General features: G+C 65.2%; 13 protein-coding genes and 1 pseudogene. 6 read left to right on the top strand and 8 right to left on the bottom strand.

Features of this window, described 5'->3' with window-relative positions; genetic code table 11:
• Positions 1 to 36 precede the first annotated feature (36 nt).
• A complete protein-coding gene (locus ACOOHB_RS21535; RefSeq protein ID WP_420446829.1) occupies positions 37 to 1,266 on the top strand; it encodes a pentapeptide repeat-containing protein in 1,230 nt (409 codons plus the stop codon).
• A gap of 180 nt (positions 1,267 to 1,446) precedes the next feature.
• Positions 1,447 to 2,355, top strand: a complete 909-nt coding sequence (locus tag ACOOHB_RS21540; protein WP_420446830.1) for an IS982 family transposase — start codon at positions 1,447 to 1,449, stop codon at positions 2,353 to 2,355.
• Positions 2,356 to 2,373: 18 nt separating this feature from the next.
• Here the strand turns inward: ACOOHB_RS21540 and ACOOHB_RS21545 are convergent.
• From ACOOHB_RS21545 to ACOOHB_RS21560, 4 genes and pseudogenes are all read right to left on the bottom strand, one after another.
• Positions 2,374 to 3,287, bottom strand: a pseudogene (locus ACOOHB_RS21545) (IS481 family transposase).
• Positions 3,288 to 3,438: 151 nt separating this feature from the next.
• Complete coding sequence (locus tag ACOOHB_RS21550) at positions 3,439 to 3,762, bottom strand: hypothetical protein (RefSeq protein WP_420446831.1); 324 nt, start codon at positions 3,760 to 3,762, stop codon at positions 3,439 to 3,441.
• 187 nt (positions 3,763 to 3,949) lie between these two features.
• Entirely contained in the window at positions 3,950 to 5,143 is a 1,194-nt protein-coding gene (locus tag ACOOHB_RS21555) for an ISL3 family transposase (protein ID WP_420446832.1), read from the bottom strand.
• A gap of 215 nt (positions 5,144 to 5,358) precedes the next feature.
• On the bottom strand, positions 5,359 to 5,520 hold the full coding sequence (locus tag ACOOHB_RS21560; protein WP_420446833.1) for a hypothetical protein: 162 nt from the start codon (positions 5,518 to 5,520) through the stop codon (positions 5,359 to 5,361).
• A gap of 164 nt (positions 5,521 to 5,684) precedes the next feature.
• Here ACOOHB_RS21560 and ACOOHB_RS21565 point away from each other — a divergent pair, with 164 nt between their 5' ends.
• Positions 5,685 to 6,980, top strand: coding sequence for a fibronectin type III domain-containing protein (locus ACOOHB_RS21565; RefSeq protein WP_420446834.1), 1,296 nt, complete (start codon positions 5,685 to 5,687; stop codon positions 6,978 to 6,980).
• Positions 6,981 to 7,210: 230 nt separating this feature from the next.
• Here the strand turns inward: ACOOHB_RS21565 and ACOOHB_RS21570 are convergent, their stop codons facing one another.
• Positions 7,211 to 8,452 carry a PPC domain-containing protein gene (locus tag ACOOHB_RS21570; RefSeq protein ID WP_420446835.1) on the bottom strand — a complete coding sequence of 414 codons (1,242 nt, stop codon included), beginning with the start codon at positions 8,450 to 8,452 and terminating at the stop codon, positions 7,211 to 7,213.
• Positions 8,404 to 11,052 (bottom strand): cadherin-like beta sandwich domain-containing protein, encoded by a 2,649-nt coding sequence (locus ACOOHB_RS21575; RefSeq protein ID WP_420446836.1) that lies wholly within the window; start codon positions 11,050 to 11,052, stop codon positions 8,404 to 8,406. The genes ACOOHB_RS21570 and ACOOHB_RS21575 overlap by 49 nt, the downstream gene beginning before the upstream one ends.
• A gap of 127 nt (positions 11,053 to 11,179) precedes the next feature.
• Between ACOOHB_RS21575 and ACOOHB_RS21580 the strand changes: the two genes are divergently transcribed.
• Positions 11,180 to 11,887 carry a transposase family protein gene (locus ACOOHB_RS21580; protein WP_420446837.1) on the top strand — a complete coding sequence of 236 codons (708 nt, stop codon included), beginning with the start codon at positions 11,180 to 11,182 and terminating at the stop codon, positions 11,885 to 11,887.
• 482 nt (positions 11,888 to 12,369) lie between these two features.
• Positions 12,370 to 14,043 (top strand): hypothetical protein, encoded by a 1,674-nt coding sequence (locus tag ACOOHB_RS21585; protein WP_420446838.1) that lies wholly within the window; start codon positions 12,370 to 12,372, stop codon positions 14,041 to 14,043.
• A 469-nt stretch (positions 14,044 to 14,512) separates the two neighbouring features.
• On the opposite strand, the gene ACOOHB_RS21590 is transcribed toward ACOOHB_RS21585, so the two are convergent.
• The gene (locus ACOOHB_RS21590) at positions 14,513 to 16,249 is read right to left on the bottom strand and encodes a cell wall-binding repeat-containing protein (RefSeq protein ID WP_420446839.1); all 1,737 of its coding nucleotides are present in this window, start codon (positions 16,247 to 16,249) and stop codon (positions 14,513 to 14,515) included.
• Between the two features lie 243 nt (positions 16,250 to 16,492).
• Here ACOOHB_RS21590 and ACOOHB_RS21595 point away from each other — a divergent pair, with 243 nt between their 5' ends.
• Positions 16,493 to 17,077 (top strand): hypothetical protein, encoded by a 585-nt coding sequence (locus ACOOHB_RS21595; protein WP_420446840.1) that lies wholly within the window; start codon positions 16,493 to 16,495, stop codon positions 17,075 to 17,077.
• Positions 17,078 to 17,350: 273 nt separating this feature from the next.
• On the opposite strand, the gene ACOOHB_RS21600 is transcribed toward ACOOHB_RS21595, so the two are convergent.
• Positions 17,351 to 18,685, bottom strand: coding sequence for an IS1380 family transposase (locus tag ACOOHB_RS21600; protein ID WP_420446841.1), 1,335 nt, complete (start codon positions 18,683 to 18,685; stop codon positions 17,351 to 17,353).
• Positions 18,686 to 18,799: the final 114 nt, after the last annotated feature.

An 18,799-nucleotide genomic window follows, 5' to 3' on the forward strand; every position in this document is an offset into this window, starting at 1 on the left:
CGAGAGAATCCGTGTCCGGACGAGATGGCAGGGGCTATGTGGAACTCGATCCGCAAGAACTGGGAGTGGTGGCTGTTCGGGGTGGTCGCCGTAGTCCTTGCTGTGGGTGTGATCCGTTGGGTCTGGCTTGGTCAGGTGAACGGAGGCGAGACGAACAGCGCCACGATTCGCAATGTCGGCTTGATTCCGCTCTCGCTTGTCGCGTTCATCCTCACTTGGAAGCGCATCAAGGTGGCGCAGCGACAAGCGGAGGCTTCCGAAGGCAACCTTCAGACTGCGCAGGATGCTCTCCGCCACACCGAGCAAGAGCACGAGGCTGACCGGCTCCACAACCGGTACGCAGACGCCAGCCAGCGTCTCAGCAGCGGCAGCGTTTCGGCTCGCTTGGGTGCCATCTACGAACTCCAAGATCTGACCGCGCAGAACCCCGAATTGCTGCACATCCGGTCCATGAAGCTGCTGTGCGCGTTCGTGAGGTTCCCGCCGCCCGAGGCCCGCCTCGATGAGGTCCCAGACGACGACCCGTGCGGTCTGAGGCTCCGCCCGGATGTGCAAGCTGCCATGGAGGTGATCGGCAGCCGCACAGCGGAACGCATCCAGCTGGAAGCCGATGCCGACTACAGGCCGGACCTCCGAGGAGCGCATCTCGTGAGGCTGGAGCTTCGAAATGGCAATCTCTCCGGGTTCGACATGCGGGACGGCCGGTTCTGGGGAGCGAACCTGGTGGGTGCGGATCTGTCCGGATGCATGCTGCAGGACGCCGACTTCTCCAGCCCGTGGGTACTGCGAGGAGTGGAGATCGAAGAGCTACTCGCCCAAAGCGACGGCTTCTTCGAAGCCAGCGACGCTCTACAGAGCAACATGACGTACATGATGCGCGTCAACCTCTCGGGCACCTTGATGCTCTCCGCGAAGCTCACCGGCGCAAACCTTCAAGGAGCGGACATGTCCGAAGCGAATCTCCCCGACGTCGACCTGTCGGAGACCACACTGGTCGGCGTCGACTTCTCGAATTCAGAGCTGGCGGAAGCTGACATGTCCAACGCGTCGCTGTCTTCCGCCAAACTGAACGGCACCAAGATGTACCACTTGAATCTCTCCGGGACAGACCTGACAGGATCAAAAGGCGAGAACGCCACTCACAGCCAGCCACCCACAGGCCTGACTCAAATCCAGCTGGACCAAGCCCGAGCGGACCCCGACAACCCACCCAAGCTCGACGAGAGCAGCGGCCTGATCTGGAACCCACGGTCAGGTCCAACATGAGCATTCCGGCGCATCGTGGCAGTACTGCGGTCCCGTGCCAAGGCTCCACGCTCCGGACCAAAGGGAGCAGCCCGATCGCTGCTAGATGATTAGTTCCAAGGGGTCGGGTCCACCTGTTGTGGGGTGAGGGTGTCCAAGCTCGGGGTGTGAAACAAGACCTCGATCTTGGAGGACCGGAGCATGAACCCGGACTTGGACACCCTCGCGACCGCACTGTATGTGAGGATCGATGACCTGTTGGCGCAGAACCCTGGGTGGGCTCCCGAGCGGCCTGTGGTGGGGTTCGCCCCGAAGCTGTCGGACGCGGAGCTGGTCACCCTGGCGGTGATCTCGGCGCTGCTGGGCTATGACAACGAGTCGCAGTTCGTGCGCTACGCGAAAGCGCATCTGGGGCCGTGGTTCCCCTATCTGCCCAACCGCGACGGCTACAACAAGCGGCTGCGGCGCAGCGGCGAGATGATCGCTCGGGTGAGGGAGTGTCTCGCACGCGAGTGCGAGTCGTGGCACGACGACGTGTGGCTGGTCGATTCCACGCCGGTCGAGTGCGGCACCAGCCGCGAGACCCAAAAGCGCTCTGACCTCGCGGGATGTGCCCAATACGGCTGGTGCGCGTCGCATTCGCGGTACTTCTGGGGTCTGCGGCTGCATCTTGTGGCCACCCCGTCGGGGCTGCCGGTCGCGTTCGCTCTCGCCGGCGCGAAAGCCGACGAACGCGACGTCTGCGCGGCCATGATCGCCGCGGCCGGGATCGCCCGGCCCGGCCAGACCCTCATCGCCGACAACCGCTACCGCTCTGCTGCGTTCGAAGCCGACCTCAACGACGCCGGCATCACCGTGCTGCGCCCTGCCACCCGATCCGAACCCCCACGGCCCGGCGCCAGATTCCTGCGGCCCCTGCGCCAGATCATCGAATCGATCAACCAGACCCTCAAAGGCCAGCTCAGCCTCGAACGCCACAAAGGACGCACCCGCTCCGGCGTCGCCGTGCGCGTCCTCACACGGCTCCTCGCCCTCACCGCCGCCATCTGGCACAACGAGACCCACCGACACAGCCGACCAGCACGCTCACTCACCTCCTACGACCACTAACCCCTTGGAACTAATCATCTAGGTGTAATGCCCACAGAGGTTGTTGACGCGGCTGGCGGGTGGTCCGCCTATGGCGGTGTGGTGCCGGTGGAGATTGTAGGTGTGCACCCAGGCCTGGAGCCGGTGTCGGCGGTCGGGTTCTGAGCGGAATTTGTAGTTGTAGAGGAGCTCGTCAGCGAGGGTGCGGTTGAGCCGTTCTGCTTTGCCGTTGGTTTGGGGCCGGTACGGGCGTGTGCGGCGGTGGGTGACGTGGCGTTCGGCGAGCGCGTCGGCGAACGCCGTGGAGGTGAAGTTCTTGGCGTTGTCGGTCATGACGGCGTCGACGGCGACGTTGAGGCGGTCGAACCAGTGTCCCGGCAGCGTCGATAGAACGCTGCGGCGGTCTGGGCGTTCTGGTTGTCGTGCGCCTCGATGTAGGCGAGGCGGGAGTGGTCGTCCACGGCGACATGGAGATAGGTGTATCCGAGGCGCTTTCGGCGCCTGTTGTTCCGTTTGGCGGCCGCCGAGCCGCGGCCGTGGACGCGCCACCCTCCGCCGGGCGGCACTTTGGCGACCTTTTTGACGTCGATGTGCACCAGCTCGCCCGCATGAGCCTTCTCATAGCGGCGCACCCGCTCCCCGGTAGGCCGATCGATCCACGCGAGCCGGTTCAGGCCATGCCGGCACAGCACCCGATGCACCGTCGAAGCCGGCACCCCAGTCGCGGCCGCCAGCCGCACCGGACCCCACCGGCGGCGCCGACGCAACGCACAGATCCTGTTCTCGACACGTGCGGGGACCCTCGCCGGCGAGCTCGCAGGCCGGCTGGAACGGTCCTCCAGACCCGCCACGCCCTCAGCGTCGAAACGCTTGCACCACTTGTGCACGGTCTGGCGCGAACAGCCCATCTGCGCCGCCGCCGCCGACTGGCCGGCAGCAACCCGCTCGACCATCACCAGCCTCGAACGAACCGACAGCGCTGGCCGCGGAGCCCCACGAACCCTGATCGGACTACCCTCCGATACTGAGCCTTCGTTCGCAGCCTGGGATTCCGACAAGTCCCACACTGCCACGGAGGCTCAACCTGTCACAGCACCAGAACCGTCAACAAGGTCCATGGACATTACATCTAGCGGCTTGGTATTGCCGTAGATACTTGGTTCGTATCTTGGCGTTTGACTCGGAGATTTTCGCGGCGGGATCGAGCGAACCGTCCTGATTCGGCTTGTAGAACTCCGTATGGTCGGCATTTGGGCGCAGGTCCATGAGGTGACGGAATTCCTGAACGATCTCGGGCAGGATGGGTGGCCCAATCCCATTGTTGCTGCGCACGATCACGATCGGTAGCGCGCCTCCGCGTTCGCTGCCGTGTCGAGAGTACTCAATGTCGTTGCCGCACTTAGAGAATTCGGGCATGCCGCCGTGCACATGTCCTTCCCAGTTCTCTCGCTTCAACACTTCAGTTCGGCGCGAAGCGGGAATCAAGACCGCGTATAGGATCTGACCGTCGATCGTGCCCGTGGAGAGATATGTATCCGTCCAGTGAGTGTCGGTCGCCGGAAACTCCTGAGCCTTCGTCTTTTTTTGGGATTCGGGCTGCTGGGTTCGGCGGGGTTCATGTTAGGAGGAGTCCGCGGGCTTCGAAGTTGGCGTAGTTGGTGAAGCCGTGGGCTCGGCGTCGCAGGACTTGGAGCAGGTTGTTGGTGCTTTCGATGCGGCCGTTGGGGGGCCGCCCGGCGTGGTGCCAGTCGAGTATCTGGTTGTGCCACGCCAAGAACGTGTCGACGATGCTGCTGAACTCGGGGATGTCGCCGGTGCGGTAGATGTCAGCGAACCGGTCGAGCGCCTCGAGGGCGCCCTTGCGGTCGTCGGCGAGATAGAGGTTGTGCAGCTCGCCGAGCGCTTCCGGGGCTGGGTTGAGCCGCGGATGGGCGGCGAACAACGCGTCGAGGCGTGCCTGTTCGGCCGCTGCGAGCTTGTCGGGTCGGCGCATCAGCAAGAACCTGGACCTGAACACGTCGCGGTCGAACGCGGGCACTGAGCCCTCGGGGCGGCGCTGCACGTCGCGGCGCACCGCGGTGAGCCCCGCCGCGAACCATCTGATGACCCGGTACCGGTCCAGCACATGGCGGGCGTGGCCGAGCCGCTTATCGATCGCGGCCTTGTACGCCTTGGAGCCGTCGGAGACGACGACCTTCACGGCTTTGCACCATCGGGGCCCTTGGGCGGCCAGGAACGCGCTGAGCGCCTGGGTGTCGCGGTGGGGCACCATGGCGAGCACCTCGCCGGTGTCGCCGTTGACGATCACCGTCACGCAGCGGTGCCGCTTGCGGATCGAGGTCCCCTCCACCCCCAGCACCCGGCATCTTTGGCGGCGGCGGTGCTCGCCGACCAGCCCCGCCCATGCGACCACCAGCGCGTTCACCAGCTTCCAGCTCACCTGGTGGCGTTTGGCTGCCGCGTTGACCGTCATCGCACGGGCGTCTTTGACCAGCCGGCGCGCCAGACGCGCCGTGACGCGGCCCTCGAACCCCTGATGGCCCTCACTGAAACGGCTGCCGCACGGCTCGCACACCAGCCGCCGCCGCTCCCAGATCAGCGTCACCGGCCGCCCCGACACCTCCAAGTCGCGGATCTTGTTGTCACGGCGGTCATGAACCTTCCCGCTCGGGACCCCGCAATCGGGGCATCTGGGGCGGCGCACCGTCGAGCACACCCGCACCACCAGCTGCTCCGGCGCGTCGACGACGACCCCCTCCACTTTGATGCGCCACAGCCACAGCCGCACCGACATAACATCACTCGCCATCGAGGCCCTCCAGGGTTCGGCGTCTCCAAACACCGATCCCCCCACGGCCTCGACCCCTACAAACGGACCCTCAACCCAACCTCATCCCAACAAAAGACGAAGGGCCAACAATAGTGCACACCACTACTCAACCTGCAACCCCAAACACCACCGCGCGGCACAACCCACCACCACGCGGACATCGCCGCCTCACGAGCGGCCCCGGACGCGTACGCCTATTGGGCCGTGTTGACGCTCAGCACGTGCGTGCCCGTCCACGCACGCTCAGCAGAGATGAAGTACTTGCCCGACACGGGTGGATCGAACCACAGCTCGGCGTCCCCGCCGCGACCCTCAGCCGAGGTGTGCGAAATCAGCGTGCCGTCGCTGTCCCGCATCGAGCGCTCCGGGTCCAGCATTGTGTGGGCTCAGCCCCAGACTCCGGCACTCCGCATGATGCGAATAGTAATTACTACCCAACATCAACAATCATTGCTAGAGTTATGAATTGCGCTCATGGGCGCTACCAGACGTATCTGATCTTGATTGACAAGGACCTTTGATGGACTTAACGAAGGTGAAGAGGCGAACATGGCGGCCGCTGGTGGCTGTCGCAAGCGCCCTCGTTCTCGCAGCGACACTGCTGCCGATGGCCTCCGCCTCGGCAGCGGGCGGCTCCCCTCCCCTGAATCTGGTCGCGACCGCAAGTCCCGGGGCCGTGACGTTGGCATGGGACGCACCCGAATCGGATGCCGCGACGGTGACCGGCTACTGGATCAGGCGTCGACTTCCTGATGAAGGTGAAAGCAGGTTCACGACGATCTCAACCGACACCGGATCCACCGACACGACCTACACCGATCTGACTGCGAACGGCGACGGAACTCGCTACGAGTACCGGGTGAAGGCCTTGCGGAACGACGGCAGGAGCCGCCGGTCGAATACTGCTGAAGCTATTGGCCAGGCTGCGAGTGCAGAGGAACCGGGCGAAGTGATCGGTACCAGCTTGGAATACGTCAGCCCGCCGGAGCCAGAACCGGTCATATCGCAGCAACAACAGGCCGTCAACCTTCCCGCCGCCGCGGTGTGCAGCCGCCCGGACCCCATCGACAGGCAAGGGGGCGACAGAAGCCAAGTGAAAGACTTCAAGCTCTACGTCTTGGGCTCCGGCGGGTTGCAAAGAGACGACTACCTGGAGTGGATCTCGCCGATAACCGTCAGCGTGGATACAGTCGAGAGCTACACCGTCGAGCGGCAACAACGAATCGACGACAGCTGGAGTTCGTGGACCGATCTGGGCACGCACTGTAATCAACATGGCCGGCACCGCTACACGATCCTTGAGGATCAACCGCCGTGCACCGATTGGGCAATCCGTGTCTGGGCGAACTTCTTCGACGGCACATCTGGGCCGTGGAAGAAGAAGTTCTCGATTACGTCTCAGCGACACAGGCCATACAGCCCCAGCTTGAGCGAAGACCATGAGGGCTCGCTCGGAAGCCAACAGCTGACCGCCAAGTGGACGCGTGCTGCGTGCCAGACCGAGTATGAGGTGGAGGTTTCCAGACGCGATGGAATCACCCACCCGTCGGACGGCTACGACGATGACGGTAATCTGATCGGTATCAATGACGGATGGAGCGCATGGGTGACACCGGAGTTTTTCGATGATGGGACAGACTCCGCGCACAAGTTCACGTTGAACTTCGAATCGTTCGAACACCAGGGCGACGGCGTGAGGATGCGGGTCCGACTACGCAATCGCGCAGGCTGGAGCAACTGGTCTAAGCATGTGTGGCAGCGTGGCTTCAGGGTTCATACTGTCGACGCCGGCGAGACTCTGATCACCCGCTACTAAATCGCCAACTAGCAGTCTGCGGGGTGTCTGCGATCTGACGTCTTGTGTCAAGCGTCAGATCGCAGACTTCGCCCCTGCTGGACAGTCGACTTGCTGACCGCCGACGATCCGCTCCGCCGGACCTGACCCTCCTCGACTCACGACACGGACATACGATGGCCGAGCACGGCGCAACGCACCATCTCTGGGCACGGGCGAGGCGGCGAACTGCGTGCCCGCCCGCGACTTCCCTACTGCTGTTCGTTCACTGACACGGTGTAGGTGCCTTCGAGTTCGCCTGCACTCCCGGTCTTTGTGGCTAGGTAGTACGGGCCGGAGACGTCGGGGGAGAACTCCAGACGTTCCCCGAAGTTCCACCAATTGGAAGACCGTGCGGTACCCGGGATCAGTGTTCCGTCCTGTCGGTACAAACCGCCGATGTCGGGATCGAGCACGGTTCCGAGACCATACAAGGTGTCACCGGCGTACATGCCGTTCACGTTGAACTCGTAGCTGGTGCCTGCTTGGAGGGTGACGGCGAACCAGTCCTCGTCGTCGGAGGTCTCGAACTCGCCGCGCAGCGAGCCGCCGACCTCGACGACACCGGTAGTCGAGGTGTCCGCCGGGTAGTCGTCGGGGACTCCGTCGGTGATCTCTGAGACAGTGAGCCTGTAGGTGCCGGTGGGGGCCGTGTAGATGCCGGTGGCATTGGGGCTTCCTCCGGCCGCCACGTAGTAGGTCCCGGTAGTTCCGGGAGTGAAGTCCACCCGACTGTCGTCGCCGCGGCCGCTGTCGTCGCCGCGGCCGCTGTCGTCGTCGGTGGTTCCGTCCAGGCGGTCGCCGTCGGCGTTGCGGACTCCGTGGATTTTCGGATCCGGAAGGCTGATTCCGTCGAGCTCTATCCGGTAGACCTCATCGGCGGTGAGGGAAACAGCCACCCAGTCGACGTCGCCGCGGTAGTCGACGGTTCCCCTCATCGACGCGCCGACCGTCACGGTCGCCGCCGTGGTGGTGTCGGCGGGCACGCCGTCGGTCACGTCGGCGACCGTCACCGTGTAGGTGCCGAGCTGCTCCCGATGTCGCCCGGCCGTTGTCTGCCCAACTGATTGAAATCCTGCGACCGCCACGTAGTAGGTGCCGCTCGCAGGCGGTCTGTACACCGTCCTTGCGTTGCGTCCCGCACCGCGGTTGTAGTCGGCGGTGCCGCTCAGCTTGGCCCCGTCCGCGTCGCGGATCCCTTGCAGATGGGGATCAGGCAGGGTCCCGTCACCGGTGTCGGCACCCTTCACGTCGACCTGATAGGGCGTGCCCGCCTCGAGGGTCACCTTGAACCAGTCACTGTCGCCCTTGTAGTCGATCTCGCCCGTTGCAGCTGTATCCAGCTCTATCGTTCCGCTGGTTTCGGTGTCGGCACTGTGGGAGTCCGGGATGTCCGTCACGTCGGTCACCGCCAGCGTGTAGGTCCCGGGGTAGATGGTTGAGCCTTTCGCCACGAAGCCGCCGCCACGTAGTGGGCACCCGTGGAGGTCGGAGTGAACAACACTCGGCTGTTGTAGTAAGTGCCGGAGTCCGCGTCCGCCGTGCCGTCGATGAGCGTTCCGCCAGCGTCGTGGATGCCGAACAGGTGCGGGTCGAACAACGTCCCTCCACCGTTGGTCTCGCCTCCCAGATCGAAACGGTACGTCCGGGCCGCGGTGAGCACGACGCCGAACCAGTCCCTGTCGGAGGGCCCTTGCACCAGTCCGCGAGCCGAGTCGCCGACCTGAACCGTTCCGGTCGTGGTGGTGTCGGCCGCGTAGTCGTCCTCGATGTTCGTGATGTCAGTCACGGTCAGCGTGTAGGTCCCCGTGTTCGTCCCTCTCCCGTGTCCCCTGACCGCCACGAAGAAGCTGTAGCGGGAGTTGCGATGGAACTCGCGTGACACCTGGGAGTTGCGGCCGACCCCCGCATCCCCGCTTCCTCGCGATGACCAGGGATTGCTGTTTCCTGCGCTGAAGATGCCGTATATCCAGGGATCCTCCAGCGAGCCGCGACCGGTGTCGACTCCCTCGAGATCGAACAGCAGATGTCCGTGCAAATCGGCCGGTATCGCCCACCAGTCGATATCGCTCGCGGAATCGACGGTTCCGGTGACCGAGCCGCCAAGCGCCACCACTCCAGTCGTGGTGTGATCGGCCGGGAGGTCATTGTCTCCCTCGAGGGTGTCCAACGGGGTGTTGTTCGATGGGGGCGCCTCGCGGGTGACGGTGATGAGATAGGTGTTGACCGCCATGCCATCAGCAGAGGCGACGATGACGGCGACGGTGGTCTGGGCGGGGGCCCCGCCGGGATCCGCCGCGGGCAGCGCCACCTGCCAGCCCGCAGTGTTCGGGTCGGCGTCTGCGGGGGTGAGCATCACCGACGCTGTTCCTGTTGGGGTAGCGGTGACGGTGACCTGGTCGGTGTCCGCGTCGACGGTGGCGGTGTAGCTGGTGGTGGCGGCCGCGAACTGCGGTATCAGCGCGATCCCGCCGAGGCTCAACGCCGTCAGCGTCGGCCCCTCGGTGTCGCGCAGCACAGCACCGGGTGCGCCGCTATTGGCGAGGCCGCGCAGCAGGCCCGACGCCAACGTGTTCTTCGTCACCGGTGTTCCCGGCGCTGCGGGCTGCTGTGCGGCGGGCTGGCGGACGAGCACCACATAGATGTCCTGGCGTTTCGCGTCGGCGGAGGTGACCAGCACCAGCGCCAACGTCTCGCCCGCCTCCGACAGGGCGACCTGATGACCGGCGGTGTCGGGGTCGGCATCGTCGGTGTCGATCACCAGCGGAGAGTCGTCGCTGCGCACCGCCAGCACCTCGACGGTGGCATCGGAATCGTCCGAGGACGCGACCACCGTCACAACCGACACCCCGGCCGTCTTGGCGGCCTCGTAACGGTGCACGCCTGGCGTGAACCCCAACGTGGCCAGCCCGTCCAAAGCCAGCCCCGTGAGACCGGGAACCTCCTGAACGTCAGAACCGCCCGCTTCAGGCGGACCGTCGAGCACGATCCAATAACGGCGCAAGCTGTCGCCGTCGGCTGCGGTGACCGTCACTGCCGCAGCGGTCTGGGCCCCTTCGGTGACTGCGATCTGATGACCTGCGGTGTCGGGATCGGCATCGGCGGGCAATATGTCCACCGACGCAGCGGCGTCACGCGCCACGGCCGCGACGGTGACCTGCGACACGCCGACGTCGGCTTGTGCTGTGTACAGCGTGACCTCGGGATCGAACGCCGGGTCGAGCAGCGCACCGACCAGCGTCAACGAGCTCAGCGACACCGACGCCGCCGGGCCCGCAACCTTCACCGAGATGTCCGCAGCCAAAGTGCGACCGTCGGCGGTGCACACCGCTGCGGCATCAGCACACGAAAGGCTGCTCCCGACCGACACGGCGACATCGCTGTCCCCGTCAGGCTGGATCGTGACCGTCCAGTTGCGTGTCGAACCAGCCGCGGATTCCACTGCGGTAATCGTGCCGCCCGCTGCGACGATCACGCTGTCGCTCAACGCGGCAGCGTCGGTGTCGACGTCCTCGCCGAACCTCAACCGCACACCGAACGCGTCGGTGCCGTCATGGGTGTCGGGCACACGGTCGAAATAGGCCCACAACGGCGCCGCACCGCGCACACCGATCGGCACCGCGTCCGCCGCGACGCGCAGCTCCACGTCCACCGTGTCGCCGTCGGACCACGACAAGCCCCCAGAATGCCACCAATACGCGCCCCGCACCGCCAACGCCGGCACCAGACTCTGCGACCCCACAAACTCCCAGCCGCCCACATCAAGCACGAAATCGGTGCCCATCGCCTGATCCATTGCCAGGAACACACCCCCGGCGTGCTCCACCAGCACCAACACCCGAACAGCAGAACCATCCACCGAGAACGACCGCGGCGACAACGAACCCGCCCGCGCCCACGACGAGAACCCCGACATCGCCGGACTCACACCACCCTGAGACCCCACCGACAACACACCCGACAACAACACCACATCAGCAACCGCAGGCTCAGGCTCAGGCTCAACAGCGCGCAGCACCGGCTCAGGCTCGGGCTCGGGCGTCTCATAACGCACCAGCGCACGCTCAGAACGCTTGGCCCTTCGTCTTTTGTTGGGATGAGGTTGGGTTGAGGGTCCGTTTGTAGGGGTCGAGGCCGTGGGGGGATCGGTGTTTGGAGACGCCGAACCCTGGAGGGCCTCGATGGCGAGTGATGTTATGTCGGTGCGGCTGTGGCTGTGGCGCATCAAAGTGGAGGGGGTCGTCGTCGACGCGCCGGAGCAGCTGGTGGTGCGGGTGTGCTCGACGGTGCGCCGCCCCAGATGCCCCGATTGCGGGGTCCCGAGCGGGAAGGTTCATGACCGCCGTGACAACAAGATCCGCGACTTGGAGGTGTCGGGGCGGCCGGTGACGCTGATCTGGGAGCGGCGGCGGCTGGTGTGCGAGCCGTGCGGCAGCCGTTTCAGTGAGGGCCATCAGGGGTTCGAGGGCCGCGTCACGGCGCGTCTGGCGCGCCGGCTGGTCAAAGACGCCCGTGCGATGACGGTCAACGCGGCAGCCAAACGCCACCAGGTGAGCTGGAAGCTGGTGAACGCGCTGGTGGTCGCATGGGCGGGGCTGGTCGGCGAGCACCGCCGCCGCCAAAGATGCCGGGTGCTGGGGGTGGAGGGGACCTCGATCCGCAAGCGGCACCGCTGCGTGACGGTGATCGTCAACGGCGACACCGGCGAGGTGCTCGCCATGGTGCCCCACCGCGACACCCAGGCGCTCAGCGCGTTCCTGGCCGCCCAAGGGCCCCGATGGTGCAAAGCCGTGAAGGTCGTCGTCTCCGACGGCTCGGAGCCGTCTGCCGGGAATTCGACCTTGAATCGGTTGTGCGTTGACGATCTCTCAGCCACACAGGCACCGTAGCGACCGCGTGTTCGCGGCTCCTAGAGCTTCTTCGCGTGCTTGTACTTTGGGTTTCCGCGTTCGGGCGCGTCTTCTGGCGGCCCCGCGAGGCGACCGAGTTGTTGGAGCCAGTCCCGCGGCAGCCCACGTTCGTCGGCGATCTCGGTTGCGATCCCACCGACGATCCCAGGTCCGTCCCGCAGTGCCTCGCCGCATCGGACGTGCTTGTGCGTGCGGTAGTGCTTCGGTATCGGTGTGCTGGGGGATGTCGTGACCCGACGTGACGAGCCCCCAGTGGGACAGGTCGCCCGTCGCGGTGCAACCGGCGAGCTGTGACCGCCGACTGGGCTTCGGTGGTGGTTGCGCTGTGTGCCGCTACGCGGCCGTGCAGGCCAAGACGAATAGTAGGCGTTGCTATTGACACTGTGGGTGCGCTGCAACAGGATGCCGCAATGTGCGTACGGGCAAAACCAGCCGCTCGTGCCTGAAAGAAAGAACGACATATGTTCAAAAGACGCGACCGCGCATGGGTGGCTGCGCTGCTCGCCGGCGCACTTGTCGCCGGTGTCACCACCCAGGCATCCGCGACAACCGTCGCGCCGGACCGGCCGACCGGCCTGAGCGCCGTCCTCGGCGACGGGGGTGTGCTGCTTAGCTGGGATGCCCCACACGACGCGATGGACTCTTGGCAGGTGCTGCGCAGGATCCGTCCCGCGGAAACAGCCCACACGGTGATCGCCACGGTTGACGGCGAACTGAACGAATGGACCGACACCGACCTGACCGCAGGCGACCGGCGCTACAAGATCGCTGCGGTACGCGACTCGCTGACAAGCCGACGCTCACAGGTCGCCAAGCTGATGCTCGACGAACCCCCTCCTCTGAGACCCACGCCGAGCACCATCACCCAAGTCCCCGAGAAAGAACTCGCTACCGAGAAGGGGGCAGGCGATACGTGTACCCCTGCTGCGAACCTCGTCGATATCACGCCCGGAACGGCGAAGGACCTCAGCAACGGCCAGAACTGGGTGAAGGTCACGCTCACGGCCAATGTCAATTATCAGATCTACTATGACGCGAATGGAACCGGCACGGTGAGGATCAATTTCGTATGCGGACCGGACGACCTAGAGATTACAGAAACGAGAGCAAACGCAGGCACAGGACTGGGCAGCCAGGATGCGTCGCTCGTCTTCAGGGCGTCGACGACGGGCTTCCACTACGTGAAGACCACCATGTCGTCGACTTTCTCCACAGAGACGAAGACGGTGCTCGTGTCGGACCTGCGCAATGCTGACCTCGAACCTGCCGTGGCCGTCGGGGAGACTGCGACGGGGACCATCCTGAGCCCCACTGACACTGGCGGGGTGTTCGTGCCGATGGAGAGCGGGACGTCGTACCAGATCGACGTTCGGTCCGTCGGATACCCGGGCATCGACCCGTGGATCGTGGACATCTGGGACGTGTCCGGCCCGATCACGCGAACCGGCCGGTGTGATTATACAAATACTCCACCGGACCCACCGGTCTGCACCACCTTCTTCGGGGCGTCTTACGACGGCTTCTTCGATTACGACTCCGGTCCCGGCAACGCGGCGCGGGTCATCTACACCGCGACCAAGACCGAAGAGCACTACATCGTGGTCGGCAGCCGCGGCGGATGGTATCAGAGGCTGGGCGACTGGCGCCTGACAGTGACCGAGGCGTCTGCCCCGTTCTACGACGACTACGCGGCGGACGCTTCCACCACGGGCACCGTGGTTGTGGGCGGCTCTGTGTCGGGCGTGATTGATTCGACTCCGAGTTGGTACAACGCCGGTGACACTGGTGGCCCCGACGGCTACTCCTCCCGTGAGCCGGGCTACATGGGCGATCATCACGGCTACAGCTGCCACAGGGAAACCGGTGACGGCATCAAGCTGGACGGGGACACCTGCGACCGTGACTGGTTCGAAGTCATGCTCACCGTTAATCGGACCTACAAGCTGCAACTGGAGAGCGGGACGAATGTGTTGATCGACGGCGTGTACCGCAACGGATTTCTGTTCCAGAAAGGCGGCGGGACCTACACAGCGAGATCGACATCGATTCACTACATCTCGGTAGCAGGCACGGACGGCTGCAGCGGCCTTCATGGCTGCACAGGCAGTTACACCCTGAGCGTGACCCAGGAGTAGCCCCGCTTGGACGTCGGTCGGCTGGCGCGCGTTGTCAGCGAGGCTCCCTGCTGATCGCTGTTGCCTCAAACGGGCGGCAGCCGACCCCCAGTCCCCGAAGCAAGGCCGAGCCGTTTCATTCGTGTGCCGGCCTGGTCCACCACGTCACCAGCACGTGCCCGCAAGTTCAGCGCATCATGACCCAGCATTGGTGTCTGGGAACCGGCGACAAGCACCTGTGCAGCGAGCGCGGGCGCCGGCTGGCGGATCGCACCGCTTGACTGATCATGGCTGACTGGGCGCTGCGCTACCACAAACCCCGCCGCGAGACCAGCCGGGAACGCATCGCGCGTCTGTACGGGCCACACGACCTGAGTCCTCTCAACGGACGGCCCACTCCCCGCGCACATCTTCACTGTTTCGTGGAGGCTCTGGGGTGCCTTGGAGTTGGTGGAGGCGGATTGTGTTGTGTCTGTTGTGTCTCTTTTCGTTATTCGGCGCATGCCAGCGAGCGCAGCACGCGTCCGATCGGATGCTGTGTTCGCAGCATCACTGGCGGCGTCTCGTCTGAAGCGCACATGGCGGTCAGTGCTTCGCCGGCCCATGTGGACTCGCGTGCCTCGAACAGCGAGCGGAGCGGCCACGCGACCGGTTCCATCGTGGTCGGCGGCTGTGCATAGCGGAATCGCACCCAGTCGGTCAGCAGATACCCAACGCGTACGTCACGTGGCCACGTACCGCTGCCGTCGACCCCGAAGCGCGTCGCGGCGAGCTGTGCGGCGAATGTGTTCCTTGTCAGGTTGCGGTCGCGCAATGCGTTGCCGAGGTCCGGCAGCACATCGGGCGTGCCCTGGCTGTGCGGTGTCACATGGCCGTCCCAGAAGGTCACCGAGTCAGTCTGCTCGACATAGGCGAGGTTGGCTTGGGCCTGTTCTGCGGTGATGCCGCTTCCGGGAAGCCAGCGTCCGATCTGCTCATCGGTCATCCAGCCGGTAGCGATCATCCGTCCGTCCGCCTCGGTCGCCGCAGTGTCCCAGCGTGCCCATGTGATGTCATATCCATCGAGCAGACCAGTGAGAGACGACGGCCACACTTCTGGAGGGCAGTGCGCCCACAGCGGCAGGTCGATCAGGGCTTGGTGGTCCCAGCGGCGGAACTCGAAGGCGGCTGGTTTTGGCGTCCAGCCGTTGACGGCGTCTTCTGTGATTGCTGCGGTTCCGCCGAACACATAGAGGTGCTCGGTTCGGCGAAGGGACTCTTCGGCGGCGGGGAGCATTTCACTGCTGGCTGTGAGAATCATCGGCGCACACTTGCGAGCAAGCAGAGGGGCGGCGCTCAACGCGTCGAACGGCACCCACGCCATCACGAGACCGGCAGTCTTGCGATCAAAACAGCGCGGAGAGTCGCCGTAGAGGCCGTCAATGAACTCAGCTGCTGCTGTCGCTGTCTCGATGCGGGTCGTGCCGCCGAGCCGCAGGGTGGTTTTGCCGGCGTCAAGCAGTTCCTGCTCGACGCTGGCGGCGATCGCTGCTGTGCCGCCCATGATGATCACATGATCAGCGTTCCCAGCGATGAAATCGGCGACGCCGTCATCCAGGTCGTCAGGCGCAGTGAGCAGAATCGGGTGGCTGCCATAGGCACCGAACGCACCAGCCACGAGCGCGTCGGCGAACTCGGCGCTTGACGCGAGGATCACCACACGCCCATAGCCGCCGGGCATCGTGCCGACCGCGCCCAGCTTCTTTGCGACCGCGACTGACGTCGATGACGCATCCGACGCGGCGACTCGCTCGATATCGGGGTCGATGGAGCCAAGGCCGCCGAGCGCGGCGTCGCTGATGGTGCTCGTGGAGCCGATGGCCACGATGCGGGACACGCCTGCGGTCTCCAAGAAGTCCTTGATGTCGTCGCTGACGCCGCCGCGGTCGGTGAGCAGCACCGGGGCGCCCAGCGAGCCAGCCAGAGGCGCTGCGGTCACAGCGTCGGTCCATGAGCGGCCTGACACGACAACAGCGGTACTCAGCTTGCCGCCGGCATCCGTAGCGACTTCTTTGGCCACAGCCAGCGAAGTCGCGTATCTGTCCTGGCCCCACAACCGGGTAACCGAATCAGACGACACACCTTCGACAGTTTGTGCTGAGGCGACCGCGGGCGCGACGGCGACTGCCAGCGCGACCGCGGCAACAGCTGCGAGGAGCGCGGTTGTCCGTGTGATCGGGATATTCATCGGTGCTTTCTCTCTGGGGGTCCTCGGGTTCGGTGGAGGCGTGATGGCCGATTCATGCCGCGTGCCTCGACAACACGCATCGGTGCTGATCAGAGAGACTTTTCCACGAACTCACACACCCAAACCCACCAGACTCATCAAAATTAGGGTCAGCTCGCGAAGCCGTATCAGTAATATGTATTATTATCGCATTAGGAGAGTCCCATGCGTCGAGATGCGCAGGTTGGGACAAAGGAGACCCACATGATGAGACCGCGACGAGGAGGGGCCTTCACCGCCCTGAGTGCGGCACTGCTGACGACACTTCTGACGATGCCCGCGGGAGCCGTCACGAACCCTCCACATGACGAGAACCCGGTGACCCCGCTGGTCCAAAAGGTGTGCCTCGATGGTATCGAGCGGTACCAGTTCAAGCACTGGAAAGGCGGCTCCGAGCTGGAGTGGGAGACCATCAGTCCAGAGGGGAGCACGGACAAGTTCCAATATGAGAACGACGTGTGGGCACGCGACGACGACGAGTACCGCAACATCAATGACGTGGCCATGACGAAGCCTCGTGCCCGCATTGCCAACGCTTCCCTGGTGTGCCGTCGCACTGCCACTGAGCTTGACAGCGCGATACAAGCGGCAGTGGACTCATCAACGGCGTGGCAGCAAGTCGTCAACAGGGATCAAACCTACGCACAGCAAGCCGCCGCGTTCAATCGGTGGCACAGGGACCACTGTGTGCCGGGCGGCACGGTGGACTGCGGGGCGACATACCCGACGTTGGCGGAGACGTGCGCACTGAACCCGGGGTTGACGCTCTCCACGGGAGAAGATTGTTGATCTGCGCGCCGACGACAAGGCGCTCGCCGCGCTCATGGAACTCAACCAGAAGCGATAGCTAGCCCTGATTATTCATGAGAATTCTGCTGGTCGTCTTTTTGGCGTGTTGTGGGCCTTGTTTGGCGGTGTGGGGCTGTTTGGGTGTCGGCGGGGCCGTCGGGGGGGAGCGGTTGGGCTCGGTTTTGGTGCGCGGGCGGGACCGGGTGGGGGTGCGGGCGTGGTGGGGCTGTCCCGCTGCGGCGGGCGTGGCGCGGAACTGGTCGGCTGGGGGGTTCAGCGGGGGTGGGCGATGGTGAGCAGTGCTCGGGCGCCGGGGTGCTGTTCGGGCAGCCGCAATAGGACGCGCCGTGCGCTGTGGCACACCAGGGCGGGAAGGTGCCATAGCTGCCAGCGGAGCCGTTTGGGGGCCGCTTTGGCGAGCGCGCCGGTGAGGCAGGCTGTTTGGAACCATCCCACGAGCGCGAGGCCGGTCATGCACATGGCGGCCCAGGTGCTGTTCGCGTGCCAGTCGGTGAACGGCATGCGCGCAAGGCCGCTGTCTTTGAGCCGGCGCACGGCGTCCTCGATGTCGGCGTGTGAGCGCATCAGCTTGTCCAGCTGTGCGGGGTGGCCGGTCTGGTCGGTGTAGAACCCCCAGTAGCGGAAGTTCTCGCTGGGGAACAGGCTGCGCTGCGCTCCGGGGTGCAGCGGCTCGCGGCGCACCACGAGCCGGGTGCGCTCGGGCCAGCCCGACAGGTCCGCCAGATCGGTGAGCTCCGCGACCTGAGCGCCGCGCCGTTTGCGCTGATCGGGGCGCTTTGGGGCGTTGTGCCAGCGGCCCGGCTCGCCCAAGGCGCCGCGGATCGCGGCTTGGATGGCTGGGGCGGACCGCGCCGAGATCGCATAGCCGATGCTGCGGTCCCGCAGCCCTTCGGCGAGTTTCGCTGAGCATCCCCCGGTGTCGATGCGCACCACCAGCGGACGCTCCACGAGGTCGGGGTCGTCGCCTTCGCGGTGCCCTGCGGCGTCAGGCGCGGGCAGCATCGCCACCGCGGCGTCGAGCACTTCGAGATGATCGCCGATGTGGTTCGCGGCGGCGTTGCCCGGCCGCTGCTTTAGCCACAGCGGCTCCCCCTGCGCGGTGGAGCAGATCATCGGATGGAACCCGAACCCGCCCTTGTAATGCGGCGCAGCTCCGGCCTTGTTCTCCGAGTGGACCTCCACCAATGTCGAGTCGATGTCGACCACCAGCGGCCTGCTGCGGTCGGCGGAGGCCCACAACGGCTCGCGCACCGCTGCGGCCGCGCCCAAAAGCGCCGCGGCGCCGCTCGCGCCCAGGCCCGTGAGGGTGCGGTACAGCGTCGAGTCCGACGCGACGTCGCCGAACAGCTCCCGCTGAGCACGCAGATGCTCGATGTCGGTGCACGCCTCACCGCCGCCGGCCAGCATCAACAACGCATGGACCAGCACCCGGCCCCGGTCATGAACCGGGGCGCGCTCGCCGCGTGGGGGAACCGCGGCCGACAGCGCCTCGGTCAGCCCGACACGGTCCGCGAACCCGCCCAGAGCGAACAACCCCGCGCCCCACACGACACGGTCCCCGCCGCCTGCCAGACGCGCGTTTGTCACACTGCTAAGTTTCACCTCGGAGATGCCCCCCTGAACTCGCGGATGCGTTCATTGCAGACACGTATCGTCGCAGGTCAGAGGGGCTTTTCCGCGGACCCAGACAAACCAGTCCGC

The sequence above is a fragment of the Candidatus Poriferisodalis sp. genome, assembly GCF_965215815.1.
Lineage (GTDB): Bacteria > Actinomycetota > Acidimicrobiia > Acidimicrobiales > Poriferisodalaceae > Poriferisodalis.

Excerpts from the sequence above, each read along its gene's own strand:
- ACOOHB_RS21535 (WP_420446829.1), top strand. The coding sequence starts at position 37 with ATGTGGAACTCGATCCGCAAGAACTGGGAGTGGTGGCTGTTCGGGGTG.
- ACOOHB_RS21590 (WP_420446839.1), bottom strand. The coding sequence starts at position 16,249 with ATGAATATCCCGATCACACGGACAACCGCGCTCCTCGCAGCTGTTGCC.
- ACOOHB_RS21585 (WP_420446838.1), top strand. The coding sequence starts at position 12,370 with ATGTTCAAAAGACGCGACCGCGCATGGGTGGCTGCGCTGCTCGCCGGC.
- ACOOHB_RS21540 (WP_420446830.1), top strand. The coding sequence starts at position 1,447 with ATGAACCCGGACTTGGACACCCTCGCGACCGCACTGTATGTGAGGATC.
- ACOOHB_RS21560 (WP_420446833.1), bottom strand. The coding sequence starts at position 5,520 with ATGCGGGACAGCGACGGCACGCTGATTTCGCACACCTCGGCTGAGGGT.
- ACOOHB_RS21580 (WP_420446837.1), top strand. The coding sequence starts at position 11,180 with ATGGCGAGTGATGTTATGTCGGTGCGGCTGTGGCTGTGGCGCATCAAA.
- ACOOHB_RS21595 (WP_420446840.1), top strand. The coding sequence starts at position 16,493 with ATGATGAGACCGCGACGAGGAGGGGCCTTCACCGCCCTGAGTGCGGCA.
- ACOOHB_RS21565 (WP_420446834.1), top strand. The coding sequence starts at position 5,685 with ATGGACTTAACGAAGGTGAAGAGGCGAACATGGCGGCCGCTGGTGGCT.
- ACOOHB_RS21555 (WP_420446832.1), bottom strand. The coding sequence starts at position 5,143 with ATGGCGAGTGATGTTATGTCGGTGCGGCTGTGGCTGTGGCGCATCAAA.